Origin of the sequence: Rhodococcus sp. 24CO (genome assembly GCF_050586165.1) — a bacterium.
Taxonomy (GTDB): domain Bacteria; phylum Actinomycetota; class Actinomycetes; order Mycobacteriales; family Mycobacteriaceae; genus Rhodococcus_F.
Genome location: NZ_JAZFNF010000002.1, coordinates 623,838 through 636,664, shown reverse-complemented (window position 1 = coordinate 636,664; position 12,827 = coordinate 623,838). Strand labels below are relative to the sequence as shown.

General features: G+C 62.3%; 11 protein-coding genes and 1 pseudogene. 2 read left to right on the top strand and 10 right to left on the bottom strand.

What is annotated here, in order from left to right; genetic code table 11:
- Window positions 1-195, top strand: a pseudogene (locus V2B23_RS07260) (HNH endonuclease); the annotation flags it as partial.
- Between the two features lie 22 nt (window positions 196-217).
- Here the strand turns inward: V2B23_RS07260 and V2B23_RS07255 are convergent.
- The 10 genes from V2B23_RS07255 to V2B23_RS07210 all read right to left on the bottom strand — a co-directional run bounded on the left by V2B23_RS07255 (window position 218) and on the right by V2B23_RS07210 (window position 11,119).
- Window positions 218-358 carry a hypothetical protein gene (locus V2B23_RS07255; RefSeq protein ID WP_181317471.1) on the bottom strand — a complete coding sequence of 47 codons (141 nt, stop codon included), beginning with the start codon at window positions 356-358 and terminating at the stop codon, window positions 218-220.
- Between the two features lie 172 nt (window positions 359-530).
- Window positions 531-1,655: an NDMA-dependent alcohol dehydrogenase gene (locus V2B23_RS07250; RefSeq protein WP_430949722.1), complete on the bottom strand. Its 1,125-nt coding sequence runs from the start codon at window positions 1,653-1,655 to the stop codon at window positions 531-533.
- 48 nt (window positions 1,656-1,703) lie between these two features.
- A complete protein-coding gene (locus V2B23_RS07245) occupies window positions 1,704-3,149 on the bottom strand; it encodes an aldehyde dehydrogenase (protein ID WP_430949721.1) in 1,446 nt (481 codons plus the stop codon).
- 256 nt (window positions 3,150-3,405) lie between these two features.
- Entirely contained in the window at window positions 3,406-4,194 is a 789-nt protein-coding gene (locus tag V2B23_RS07240; protein WP_430949720.1) for an SDR family NAD(P)-dependent oxidoreductase, read from the bottom strand.
- 25 nt (window positions 4,195-4,219) lie between these two features.
- Window positions 4,220-4,870, bottom strand: a complete 651-nt coding sequence (locus tag V2B23_RS07235) for a PaaI family thioesterase (protein WP_430949719.1) — start codon at window positions 4,868-4,870, stop codon at window positions 4,220-4,222.
- Window positions 4,870-5,739 carry a MaoC/PaaZ C-terminal domain-containing protein gene (locus tag V2B23_RS07230; protein WP_430949718.1) on the bottom strand — a complete coding sequence of 290 codons (870 nt, stop codon included), beginning with the start codon at window positions 5,737-5,739 and terminating at the stop codon, window positions 4,870-4,872. The genes V2B23_RS07235 and V2B23_RS07230 overlap by 1 nt, the downstream gene beginning before the upstream one ends.
- Window positions 5,739-6,941 carry a lipid-transfer protein gene (locus V2B23_RS07225; protein WP_430949717.1) on the bottom strand — a complete coding sequence of 401 codons (1,203 nt, stop codon included), beginning with the start codon at window positions 6,939-6,941 and terminating at the stop codon, window positions 5,739-5,741. Before V2B23_RS07225 ends, V2B23_RS07230 begins: the two co-directional genes overlap by 1 nt.
- A gap of 7 nt (window positions 6,942-6,948) precedes the next feature.
- Entirely contained in the window at window positions 6,949-9,129 is a 2,181-nt protein-coding gene (locus tag V2B23_RS07220) for an acyl-CoA dehydrogenase (RefSeq protein ID WP_430949716.1), read from the bottom strand.
- Window positions 9,130-9,163: 34 nt separating this feature from the next.
- Window positions 9,164-10,327: a steroid 3-ketoacyl-CoA thiolase gene (locus V2B23_RS07215; protein WP_430949752.1), complete on the bottom strand. Its 1,164-nt coding sequence runs from the start codon at window positions 10,325-10,327 to the stop codon at window positions 9,164-9,166.
- Window positions 10,328-10,507: 180 nt separating this feature from the next.
- On the bottom strand, window positions 10,508-11,119 hold the full coding sequence (locus tag V2B23_RS07210) for a TetR family transcriptional regulator (RefSeq protein ID WP_430949715.1): 612 nt from the start codon (window positions 11,117-11,119) through the stop codon (window positions 10,508-10,510).
- A 171-nt stretch (window positions 11,120-11,290) separates the two neighbouring features.
- Here V2B23_RS07210 and V2B23_RS07205 point away from each other — a divergent pair, with 171 nt between their 5' ends.
- A complete protein-coding gene (locus V2B23_RS07205; protein WP_430949714.1) occupies window positions 11,291-12,823 on the top strand; it encodes an FAD-dependent oxidoreductase in 1,533 nt (510 codons plus the stop codon).
- Window positions 12,824-12,827 lie beyond the last annotated feature (4 nt).

Sequence of the window (12,827 nt, the reverse complement as noted above, 5' to 3'; positions counted from 1 at the left end):
CTACCGGAAGGAGGCAAACCGCGGCGGACTCGACTGGAGAACAAAGCTGCCCGCATCCGAAGTGAACGCAAACACCGGCGCGTCAAGATTCAGCACCGGGCGGCACAGAGCACCGAACGGAAACGCCGGAAAACCCTCCGGCTACCCCTACCCCGCGCACACATCGACTACGGCAACGACGCTCCACCGTTCTGACGGGCCCCGGCGTGCTTAAGGCTCAATCCGAGGTGGGCGTGTCTTCATCTTGCTCGGCTAGCGGATCGATGGTGTCGACGCCCTCCAACACGGTCAGCTCTTCTTCGGCCTCGGCTAGCAGACCTTTGGCCTCGGCCTCGATCTTCTTCACCCAATCGGACATCCCGAGCCTCTTCTCTTCCGAACCGAGTCCGCGCTATTCCTGCAACGAGAATACGTCTAAATCGACTAAGTCGGACAGTTTGCGAGTGGATACAACACTGCCCCGGAGTCCGCACACGACGTGCGGACTCCGGGGCCGGTAGACCTGCAAAAAGACCCAGCAGTCGGTCTGCTCAGTAATCTGCCTCCGAGTACTCGATAAGACCTCGAATATTCTTGTTGTCGAACATATCCGCATAGCCCTGGTTAACGTCTTCGAGCTTGTACGTGTTCGTGACGAGTTCACCGAGTTTGAGAGCGCCGCTTCGGTAGTGATCCAGGAGTTGTGGGATCTGAGTGCGGGGTCCGACTCCGCCGAAAATGGCACCCTGCAGCCGTTTTTGCAGCAGCGTCAGCTCGAACAGGCTCAACGTCACGGTGGTGTCCTGGAAGTCGCCCATGGCCGTGACTACTACCTGCCCACCCTTGGCCGTCGCCGTCATAGCAGGCTGGATGATATCGCCCTTGATTTCTCCGACGGTGATGATGGTGACGTTTGCCATTGCTCCCCAGGTGATCTCGGAGATGGTGTCTATGGCACTCTCGATATCAGAGAATGTGTGAGTGGCACCAAACGACAGCGCCGAATTGCGTTTGAACTCAGAGGGATCCACCGCTACGACAAAGCGGGCTCCGGCAGCGGCCGCCCCCTGGACCGAGTTCATTCCCACACCACCACAACCGATGACAACAACTGTGTCACCAACCTTGGTCTCACCGATCGCGGTCGCGGAACCCCAACCGGTGGCTACTCCGCATCCCAACAGCGCCGCTTCTCTGAGCGGAATATCCTTCTCGATCTTCACCAACGACGCCTTGTTGACTGTGATGTACGGACTGAACGTGCCGAGCAGACACATCTGTCCAACCGGGTTTCCGTTTACGCTTGCTCGGTGCGTCTTGTCCGAAATCGCCAGTCCTGTCAACAGTCCGGCGCCTTCGTCGCAGATATTCTGCAAACCACTCGCACAGGACCGGCACACGCCACAGGCTGGGAGAAAAGCAGTCACCACGTGATCCCCGACTTCGAATTCACGCACTCCGGGGCCAACTTTTACCACTACACCGGCACCTTCATGGCCCCCGATGATCGGTAGCGGAGCAGGACTCTGGCCTGTCCGAAGGTGATGGTCGGAGTGGCACATTCCCGAACTGACCAAGCGCACCTGCACCTCGCCAACGACCGGGTCTCCGAGTTCGATTTCCGTTATTTCCCAGGGCTTTCCAACCTCGAACAGAACTGCTGCTTTTGTCTTCATCGTGAAACCTCTTTCGAAATGTCGAGTGAATGGCAGACCGGGAAAGTCCTATTCCGGCAAGAAGATCGATTTGAGGCTGTAGTACGACGCGAGCCCTTCCGGCCCCAATTCACGGCCTACTCCACTCGCCTTGACACCACCGAAGGGCGAACCCCAGTCCAGGCCATAGGTATTCACTCCGAAGGAACCTGTTTCCACCTTCCGGGCCACGTCGATTCCTCGATCGCGGTCGGCAGTCCACACCGTGCCGCCGAGGCCGTACTCGGAATCATTCGCCAACGCGATGGCGTCGGCTTCGTCGCTGTAGGGGATCACGGTCAGTACCGGCCCGAACACTTCTTCCTTCGCGATGTTCGCGTCGTTGCCGAGATTGCCGAATACTGTCGGCTCCACGAACCATCCACGATCGAGGTGCGCAGGACGCTTGCCACCTGTCGTGACCGTTGCGCCCTCGGCGCTTCCCGCGTCGATCAGCGACAGAACTCGCTTGTACTGCCGCTCACTGACCAAGGGGCCCACAAAGGTATCGGGGTCAGAGGGGTCACCGATCGGCAGCGACGCCGCCATCGCAGTCACCGCATCGAGGAATTCTGAATACCGATTGGCCGGTGCAAGAATTCGCGTCGACATGTAGCACGTTTGACCACTGTTCAGCAGAGACGCCGTGGCCAGGCCTGCCACGGTGGTTTCGATATCAGCATCATCGAGAATCAATGCGGCTGACTTTCCGCCCAGTTCCAGGGTGACGGGACGCAGAAGTTCACCACAGACTCGACCGATGTGCCTACCAGCGGGCGTCGAACCGGTAAACGCAACCTTGGAGACGCCAGGGTGGGCAACCAGGTACTGACCGACGTCGGGACCGCCGGTGACGATATTGAGAACGCCGGCAGGCAGTCCGGCTTCGACGGCTGCTTCCGCCAGGACGTAGGAGTCGAGTGTCGTTTCGGGAGAAGGCTTGAGCACTACCGTGCAACCGGCGGCCAGTGCGGGAGCGATCTTGAACATCGACAGGATGGCGGGGTAATTCCACGGCGCGATCGCGGCCACGACGCCGACCGGTTCCTTGCGAACGATCGTCGTACCAGCGCTGGAGCGGCTCTGACGCACTTCTTCGACCGACGAGGAACGAATCAGATCGGAGTAGTAGCGCAGCAGCTGCACCGGGGCGTCCCCCTCAGCGAACCGGGCAAGAGTGATCGGCATACCGTTCTGCCGGCTGACCAGCGAAGCACGCTCCTCCGATCGGCGTTCGACGGCGTCCGCGAACCTGTCGAGAATCGCGGCACGCTCGGATCCGTCCAGCTTTGCCCACTCCGCGGAGCGCAGTGCTCGGCCTGCAGCAGCAACTGCCGAGTCGACATCTGCCGCCGAAGATTCCGGAAAGCTGCCAAACAACTGTTCGGTAGCTGGCGAAGCTACCTGAATCACACCGCCAGTCGCAGGCTTTGCCCAGTCGCCGTCGATGAACAGAGTCGAATGCTCAATTTCCATGTCTGCCTCGGTACTTTCAGCTCGGAAGAATAGCCTGAGCGATCGATCGCGGGCGCCAATACACACGCCGTGAAACCTCAACCCGCAATCGACAGGTTAGCGATCGTTCGTTTGACTACTATCGGTGAGCGACGAGGCGCTGTCAAGGACATGGTTTGTGTCGGGTACTCGAGGCCGGCGCAGGGCATGGCCTACAAACGCACAGTGGCTCGACGCTGAATCAGCGTCGAGCCACTTGTGTGTATGCGCGGTGAAGTCAGTCCACGGTAGGTGCCCACTGCACACCGTTGATGTGCCCACCACCGTCGACGAAGAGGGTGTTGCCGGTGACATAACGACTGTCGTCACTTGCCAGGAAGGCCGCTACGGGTCCGATGTCGTCGAGGGGATCGCCGATCCGCCCCATCGGATTCTGAGCGGCCATGACGGCCACATTCTCCGGATTGGCTTCAGCGACACGCTTGTATGCCGCACTCTGCGCACCGGGGCAGATGACGTTGCAGTTCACGTGCTTGGGAGCCCACTCACGCGCGGCAGTGCGAGTCAGTGTCCGCAATGCTTCCTTGGCCGCGTTGTACTGCACCGAGTACATGTGAGCATTCACGCCGTTGAGGCTGCACATATTGATCACGCGGCCGGTGCCGTGACGCTCGAGTTCCGGCAACGCAGCTTGCATGGCCCAGAAAGCGGCCATCACTGCCATGTCGAAACCGCCGCGCAACTGCTCGTCTGTCATCTTCTCGAGGCGAGCGAACCCGAAAGTCCGCCAAGCATTGTTGACCAGAATGTCGAGGCGTCCGAACCGCTCGACGGCCTTGTCGACCATGGCAACAACCTGAGCTTTGTCGGTGACGTCTGTACGGATGAATTCCGCTTCCGCGCCCCACTCGTCGCGCAACCACTGGGCGGTTTCGAGACCAGCCGCCTCGTCGATCTCGGCGACCAGCACCGACGCGCCTTCACGCGCGAAGGCGCCTGCCACACCACGTCCGATGCCCATGCCGGCGCCGGTGACAACAGCTACACGTCCGTCGAGCTTCCCCACTGGGGTTCCTCCTTCGTCAGAACCCCTACCTGGGGCGCGGAATTGTCTTGTCGATGAACAGGCCCTCGACAGAGACGCACACTTCACCGTCGGGAGTCCTGATCTCACCCACCGTGTGAACCTTGCGGCCTTCTTTGGAGATGAACTTGCCGCTGATGGTGAGGGGCACGAACAACGGTGTCGGACGGTGATAGCGCGTGCTCAATTGTGCTGTCATACCGGCAGTTCCGCCCCAAGCGTTGGCGACACCGAGAACGTGATCGAGCAGCATCGCCGACACGCCGCCATGCACGTGGCCGGGAGGGCCCTGGTACGGCAAGGTCAACGTGACGACGCCCTGGACCGAACCGTCTTCGAGTCCTTCGAGAACCACTGGCGGTGCGATGGCATTTTCCCGACCGGTCACCGGGTCGTGCCGAGTGACGCCTTCGCCGTTCCACATATCGATCAATCGCTCTTCGACCTCGGGCGCATGCTGCTCGAGATGAGCGACGATGCTGTTGAGTTCCTCGGCAACTCGATCGAGGTTTGCGTTGCCGCGATCAGTGCGCTGTAGCGCGTCGATGAGCCTGCGCGCCGCCTCGGTCGCACGATCGATGGGAGCATCCTGCGGCGGCGACGTCAGAACAGTTCCGCCCGGATGTGTTGCGGCAGTGGGGTGGGTTCCGACGTTCATCAGTTGATCTCCATTGTGGCGTGCGTGAGAACCGGGGAGTTCTCCCGCTCGGGGCAGGTTGCTGCCAGTGTCAAGGTGTTGCCGTCCTGCCACACCGACGTGGTGATGGATTCGCCCGGGAACAACGAACCGGCAAAGCGCACCGAGTAGTTCTTCACCCGCGACGGGTCGCCGCCCAGAACACCGTCCACGACGGCCTTGCAGACGATGCCGTACGACGCGAGACCGTGCAGGATCGGTGCGTCGAAGCCGGCCATCTTCGCAAATGCCGGATCGGCGTGCAGCGGGTTCATGTCGGCACTGAGCCGGTAGAGCAACGCCTGCGACGAGCTGGTTGCGGAGGTCAGCACGGCGTCGGGCGCACGATCGGGAACTCCGGCAACAACTTCGGGGCCGGCGCCCCCACCGAATCCACCTTCACCCCGGGCCCAGATCTGCATTCCGGTGGTCCACAACGGATTACCGTCGGAGTCCGCAGCTGCGGTTTCGAGCACGATGACGGCAGCCTTGCCCTTGTCCCACACATCGGCAATGCGAGTGGAGATTCGCGCAGTACCCGTCGACGGGATCGGCGCGTGCAGGGTCAGCGACTGTCCACCGTGCAGGATTTTGCGCAGGTCGATATCGATGCCGGGCATGTTCATCGCTGCCGGCGGCAGCACTCCTGCCGAAATACCCTGACCCGCAACCATGGCAAAGGTCGGAAGAACCTTCAAACCCTTTTCGTACACCCAAGTGAGCTCGGCGGGGTCCAGAGCATTCACTCCCGCTCCGAGTCCCAGCTGGTAGAGCATGACGTCGCGGTCGGTCCACGACGCTTCGCGCACAGTCGGTTCGGCGGACAATGCCACCTCGAGATCGATAGCCATCAGTTCTCCAAAGTTCCGGCTCGGTAGACCGTCACGACGCACGCGCCGCCCAGTCCGAGGTTGTGCTGCAATCCGATTCGAGCGCCATCGACCTGACGGGCGTCTGCGGTACCGCGGAGCTGCCACGTCAGTTCGGCGCACTGCGCCAACCCGGTGGCACCTAGCGGGTGGCCCTTCGAGATCAGGCCGCCAGACGGATTGACGACCCACTGGCCGCCGTACGTCGTGGCACCGGATTCGACGAGCTTGCCGCCTTCACCGGCGCCGCACATTCCGAGACCTTCGTAGGTGATGATCTCGTTGATCGCAAAGCAGTCGTGCAGTTCGATGACATCGACGTCGTCGATGCTGATGCCGGCTTCGGCAAAGACCTGCTCGGCGGCCGCGGCCGTCATCGGCGCGCCGACCACGTCGATCATCGACTTCTCGGCAAACGCTGCCGAGGTGTCGGTGGTCATGGCCTGAGCGACGATCTCGATCGCACGGTCCTCGAGTCCGTGTTCACGGACGAACTTCTCACTCACGACGACGGCAGCGCCGGCGCCGTCCGAGGTCGGCGAACACTGCGAACGTGTCAGCGGCGCGTGAATCATCTTGTCCTCGAGTACTTGTTCGAGGGTGTACTCGTCACGGAACTGCGCATACGGGTTGTTGACCGAGTGCTTGTGGTTCTTGACCGCAACGGCGGCAATCTGTTCGACCGTGGTGCCGTACTTCTGCATGTGCTCGACGGCAGCGTTGCCGAACAGCTGAGCGGTCATCGGTGAACGGGCGAACCCGTAGTCCTCGACCATGATCTTCAGCTGTGATTCCAACGTGGTGACCTTGGGCATCTCACCGTTACCGGTCAGTGCCGTCTTGGTCATCTTCTCGAACCCGACGGCCAGTGCGCAGTCGGCTTGTCCGGCCTGGACCCACTCGCGAGCCATCATCAGCGCCGTCGAACCGGTGGCGCAGTTGTTGTTGACATTGAAGATCGGAATACCGGACAGACCCGTTTCGTACAGGGCACGCTGGCCCGCTGTCGACGCGTTGAACACGTAACCGACTGCGGCGCGCTGGATCTGGTCGTAGCTGATCCTTGCATCGGTCAGGGCATTCGAGACGGCTTCGGTCACCATGTCCGGGTATTCCCAGTCGCGGGTCTCGATCTTCTCGAACTTGGTCATGCCCACGCCGATGACGAAGGTGCGATTGCTCATGTGGAGGTCACTTTCCCGGTTCGGGGTCGCGAGGCAGACCCAGGATTCGCTCACCGATGATGTTGAGCTGAACATTGGTTGTACCACCCGCGATGGACATGCACTGCGAGTTCAGGAACATCTGGGTAGCGGACATCCGATGCTGATCGCCCAGAAGCGAACTCGGTCCGGCCCACTCCATTGCCACGTCCCACACCTGCTGGATGTGTTCGACACCGATGAGCTTCGCAACGGAGGACTCAGCGCCCGGCTGTGCACCGGACAGCGAGCGCAGCGTGGTCCGCAGGCCCAGCAAACCGCCGGACTGCGCGTCGCACAGCACCTTTCCGAGAACCGTGAGCTGCTCGTCGTCGATACCGCCTGGCAGTCCGTCGACCAGGCTCAGCAGTGCCTCGCCGCCCGATCCCAAAGAGGAGTCGTTGGACAGCGAGACACGCTCGTTGGCCAGTGTCGTGCGAGCGAGCTTCCAGCCGTCGCCCGGCTCGCCGACGAGGCACTCGTCGGGAACGAAGACGTCGTCGAAGAACACCTCGTTGAACAGTGCTTCACCGGTGATCTCACGCAGCGGGCGAATGTCGAGGCCACTGTTCTTGATGTCGATGAGGAAGTAGGACAGGCCCTTGTGCTTGGGTGCGTCGGCGTCGGTGCGTGCGAGGCAGATGCCCCAGTGCGCGTCGCGTGCCATCGACGTCCATACCTTCTGGCCCTGCAACTTCCAGCCACCGTCGACCTTGGTGGCCTTCGTGCTCAGAGCCGCGAGGTCGGAACCTGCGCCAGGCTCGGAGAAGAGCTGGCACCAGACGATGTCTCCGCGCAGTGACGGCGGGACGAACTTGGCGAGCTGCTCTTCGTTGCCGTGCGCGATGAGCGTCGGGATAACCCAGTTGCCGATGATCATGTCGTGCGGCTTGATCTTCGCCGCGCGCAGTTCCTCGGCAATCACGAGCTGGCTGACGGCGTCGGCGGACTTGCCCCACGGAGCCGTGAAGTGCGGTGCGGTGTAGCCCTTTTCCGCGAGATAGGTCTTCTGCGCGGCGCCTTCGAGTTCGAGAGCGGGAGCGAGTTCAGCGCGAACGTCGGCGCGGATCGCCTCTGCCTCCGGCGGCAATTCGATGCTGAGCACGCGGCGGGTGCCGGCAACGGTCAGTTCGGCAACGCGGCGACGCCAGGAAGCTGTGGAGCCCAGCAGAATCCGCAAGGACTGCGCGCGCCGCAGGTACAGATGGGCGTCGTGCTCCCACGTGTAGCCGATACCGCCGAGCACCTGGATGCAGTCGCGCGTGACGGAGAAACCGGCCTCGAGGGCCGTGGCTCCGGCGACTGCTGCTGCGAGAGAAGCCTCTTCGGCGCCGACACCGTTGGCGGGTGTCAGCGCACGCGCTGCATCCCAAGCACAGACACGGGCCTGCTCGGCAAGAGCGAGCATCCGGGCGGCCTTGTGCTTGACGCCCTGGAACTGACCGATCGGGCGACCGAACTGCTGACGCACCTTTGCGTAGTCGGCAGAAGTGGTCACCGCCCAGTCGGCCAGTCCCGAAGCCTCGGCCGCGAACAGTGTTGCGGCGATGTCGAGTACACGCTGGCTGTCGATGTCGATGATCTCGGCGTCGGTGAGCACCAGTCCGTCGACCGCGACCTCGGAGTTACGACGCACGACGTCGTAGCTGACCAAATCGGTGACCTCGAGGCGGTCACGTCCGAGCAGCACGAATCCGCTGTCCGTAGCGAGCAGGAACAGATCGCCGACATGTCCGCCGAGAATGTGACTGGACGTTCCGCTGAGGGTAACGGTGTCACCGTCGCGCGCGATCTTCAGCGAACCTGGCTGCACGGCAACAGCTCCGAGTGCACTGCCGTCTACCAGGCCGGCCAGCGGAGCGGTGACTCCGGCGTCGCTGAGCACTGCGCTGACAAGCACGGTCGGCAGGAACGGGCCGGGAACCATGGAGCGTCCCAGTTCCTCGACGACGATCGCGAGTTCGACCAGTCCGTATCCGGCGCCACCGAATTCTTCGGCTATGTGCAGTCCCAGAAGGCCCTGCTCGGCAAGTCCGTCCCAGAGCTGCGGGCGGGTTTCGACCTTCGCCTCGACAGCTTCGCGGATGACGGTCGGCGTTGCGTGGCGCGCGGCCCAGCCCCGTACGGAATCGCGGAGGTCGCGATCTTCTTCACTCAATCCAATAGTCATGTCTACCTCGTTAATTCGAAAGTGTGAGTACGGGTCAGATGCGTTCGATGATGGTGGCGGTCGAAAGAGCTCCACCGGCGCACATCGTGATCAGAGCCGTGGACTTGTCGGAACGCTCGAGTTCGTGCAGCGCGGTGGTGATCAGGCGAGCGCCGGTGGAACCGACGGGGTGTCCGAGTGCGATTGCTCCGCCGTTGACGTTGACCTTGGACATGTCTGCTCCGTGGACCTGGGCCCAGGAGAGGACGACGGAGGCAAAGGCCTCATTGATTTCGACGAGATCGATGTCGTTCAGGGTCATTCCGGCTTTGTCGAGCACCATCTGGGTGGACTCGATCGGTCCGTCCAAGTGGTAGAAGGGATCGGATCCGACCATGCCGGATGCGATGATCCGCGCGCGGGGCTTGAGACCCAGTTCCTGTGCGCGCTCTTCACTCATCAGCAGCACTGCTGCGGCGCCGTCGCTGATCTGCGACGAGTTGCCGGCGGTGTGGATGTGGCCTTCGATGACAGGCTTGAGACCGGCGAGCGCTTCTGCCGTCGTCTCGCGCAGGCCGCCGTCACGGGTGACAGTGGCGATCTCACCGGTCGGCGTGCCTTCCTTGGTGACGACCGGAGCCTTGACTGGCACGATCTCGCGATCGAAGCGACCTTCCGCCCACGCCTGGGCTGCGCGGCGCTGCGACTCGAGACCGAATGCGTCGACGTCGGCGCGCGTGATGCCACGCTTCTCGGCAATACGCTGCGCAGAGGTGAACTGGTCACCCATGTCGACGGTCCAGTCGTCCGGGTACGGGTTTCCCGTTCCGGGCGCATTTGCCTGGCCCAGGAACACACGACTCATTGCTTCGACACCACAGCCGATACCGGCCGAGATCTGACCGGAGGAAATCAGGCCGGACACCAAATGCACTGCCTGCTGAGCAGATCCGCACGCACAGTCGATGGTCGTTACTGCCGTGCCGTATGGCAGGCCGGCGTGCAGCCATGCCTGACGTGTGACGTTGTTGGACTGCTCACCCGCTTGCGTGACGCAACCGCCGATGATCTGTCCGATGTCTTCCGGCGCCACGCCTGCCCGCTCGAGGACCCCGAGTTGCGCTGCTCCCAGAATCTCGGCGGGGTGCAGTCCCGCCAGCGCGCCGCGACGACGGCCGATCGGTGTGCGGGCGGCTTCGACGATGACTGCATGGCCCATGATGAGCGCTCCTTCGTAGAGATATCGGTTGGTGAGCTGGCTCACCTATCACTTTTCTGCAATGTATTCTATTTATTTAAGTAGAGCAACGCGGCGGTCCACGTTCAGTGCGCTTCCTTAACTAGAATTCATTTCAATTTTGAGAGTAAGACAAGCTCAACGCCCGGAGGCGAATCGCTGTCAGTGCCGCGAAAGATTGACCAGGAGCAAATCGCAGCCCTTACGGATGTCGTATTCCGCGTCGGGGATCGAGATCCTGCCGTTGAGGCAGGACTGAATCACGCCGAACCACAGCTGCATCAGCAGCCGCAATGCGGTGTTGTCGTCCTCGGTGGGATTGTCGATTCCCGCCGCATCCAACACGATCTGACGAAAACCACGATCGATCTTGCCTGCATCGGGGACTGTTGCGACGTTGGCGGTGCTCGTTGATTGCAGCATCGCTGTCGAGAGGGCCGGCCGACGCAGTAATCCGCGAGTGGCGCGCACCAACACTTCGTACACCGCATCTTGTGGATTTACCGACTGCACCTGATGCTTGCTGAAGGTGTCGCCGATTTGATCGATCTGCTCGACCATCACGGCAACAAACAAGTGAGTTTTCGACGGGAAGTAGCGGTACAGCGTCCCGATAGCGACTCCGGCACGCTTCGCGACCTCGTGCATCTGGACGCGAGCAAGCTCCTTCTCCGTCGCCAGCTCTTCTGCTGCTCGCAACATCCGGACATGGCGTGCCCGCTGCTCGTCCGAACTGGGCTCGGCCGCGTCTCTGACCTCGGCAATTCTCGGCACGGTCGCCCCTAATCATTCTGTGAGTGTGTAGCGGCCGCAGCCGACCGAGTCAATTCTCGCACCCAATCCCCGCATGTCGGCGTATTGCCCGCTGAGTGAGACCTGACATAGCCAACGCGGGCCACTGGGTATTGCGTATAGGCCCCACCCTCTTCGAGTTAGGACGCAATGATGCAGGACTGGACCACGGAGTGCGACGTATTGGTCGTCGGTTCCGGCGGCGGCGCGCTGACCGGTGCTTATACCGCCGCAGCTGCCGGATTGAGCACCATCGTGATCGAAAAGACCAACCGCTTCGGCGGAACGTCGTCGTATTCCGGAGCTTCCATCTGGCTACCGGGAACTCAGGTCCAGGAACGCGCCGGCCTGCCCGATTCCACCGAGAACGCGCGCACCTACCTGCGCTCGCTGCTCGGTGACTCCGAGTCCGGTCGCCAGGATGCGTACGTCGACACGGCGCCCGCTGTCGTCGCTCTGTTGGAGAAGAACCCGAACATCGAATTCGAGTTCCGGGCTTTCCCCGACTACTACAAGGCCGAAGGCCGGATGGACACGGGACGCTCCATCAACCCGCTGGATCTGGACCCGGCCGACATCGGCGGCCTAGCAGAACTGGTTCGTCCCGAGCTCGATCAGGACCGCACCGGCCAGGGCCATGCGCCCGGCAAGATGATTGGCGGACGCGCACTGATCGGCCGTCTCCTCGCAGCCGTCCAGAGCACCGGCAAGGCCGATCTGCGCACCGAAACCACTCTCACGTCACTGATCGTCGAAGATGGCCGCGTAGTCGGCGCCGAGGTCGAATCCGGCGGCGAAACCCAGCGCATCAAGGCAAACCGGGGCGTGCTCATGGCCGCCGGCGGAATCGAAGGCAATGACACGTTGCGCGAGCAGTCCGGCACCCCGGGCAAGGCCATCTGGAGCATGGGCCCGTTGGGCGCGAATACCGGCGACGCGATCAGTGCCGGCGTTGCTGTCGGCGGCGCAACAGCGCTGCTGGATCAGGCCTGGTTCTGCCCCGGAGTCGAGCAGCCCGACGGCAGCGCCGCATTCATGGTCGGTGTCCGCGGCGGCCTGATCGTCGACAATGCCGGCGAACGCTACCTCAACGAGTCGCTGCCGTACGACCAGTTCGGTCGCGCGATGGATGCACACAACGACAACGGTTCTGCCGTACCGTCGTTCATGATCTTCGATTCCCGTGAACGCGGCGGATTGCCCGCGATCAGCATCCCCAACACCCCTCCTGCCAAGCACCTCGAGGCTGGAACCTGGGTAGCTGCAGACACTCTCGAAGAGCTCGCCGCAAAGACCGGCATTCCGGCCGACGCGCTGCGCAGTACCGTCGAAAAGTTCAACGACGCAGCTAAATTGGGTGTCGACGAGCAGTTCCATCGCGGCGAAGATCCCTACGATGCGTTCTTCTGCCCGCCCAACGGCGGCGCCAATGCAGCACTCACCGCAATCGAGACGGGCCCGTTCTACGCGGCACGCATCGTGCTCAGCGACCTCGGCACCAAGGGCGGTTTGGTCACCGACATCGACGGCCACGTTCTGCGTGCCGACGGTACCGTGATCGACGGCCTCTATGCAGCGGGCAACACGAGTGCGTCGCTCAGCGGTCGCTTCTACCCCGGCCCCGGCGTTCCGCTCGGTACGGCCATGGTCTTCTCCTACCGAGCAGCCCAGGATATGGCGAAGTAGCACA

Bases quoted from the DNA above. Each gene is read 5' to 3' on its own strand.
- V2B23_RS07255 (WP_181317471.1), bottom strand. From the start codon at position 358: ATGTCCGATTGGGTGAAGAAGATCGAGGCCGAGGCCAAAGGTCTGCTA.
- V2B23_RS07250 (WP_430949722.1), bottom strand. From the start codon at position 1,655: ATGAAGACAAAAGCAGCAGTTCTGTTCGAGGTTGGAAAGCCCTGGGAA.
- V2B23_RS07245 (WP_430949721.1), bottom strand. From the start codon at position 3,149: ATGGAAATTGAGCATTCGACTCTGTTCATCGACGGCGACTGGGCAAAG.
- V2B23_RS07235 (WP_430949719.1), bottom strand. From the start codon at position 4,870: ATGAACGTCGGAACCCACCCCACTGCCGCAACACATCCGGGCGGAACT.
- V2B23_RS07230 (WP_430949718.1), bottom strand. From the start codon at position 5,739: ATGGCTATCGATCTCGAGGTGGCATTGTCCGCCGAACCGACTGTGCGC.
- V2B23_RS07225 (WP_430949717.1), bottom strand. From the start codon at position 6,941: ATGAGCAATCGCACCTTCGTCATCGGCGTGGGCATGACCAAGTTCGAG.
- V2B23_RS07220 (WP_430949716.1), bottom strand. From the start codon at position 9,129: ATGACTATTGGATTGAGTGAAGAAGATCGCGACCTCCGCGATTCCGTA.
- V2B23_RS07215 (WP_430949752.1), bottom strand. From the start codon at position 10,327: ATGGGCCATGCAGTCATCGTCGAAGCCGCCCGCACACCGATCGGCCGT.
- V2B23_RS07205 (WP_430949714.1), top strand. From the start codon at position 11,291: ATGCAGGACTGGACCACGGAGTGCGACGTATTGGTCGTCGGTTCCGGC.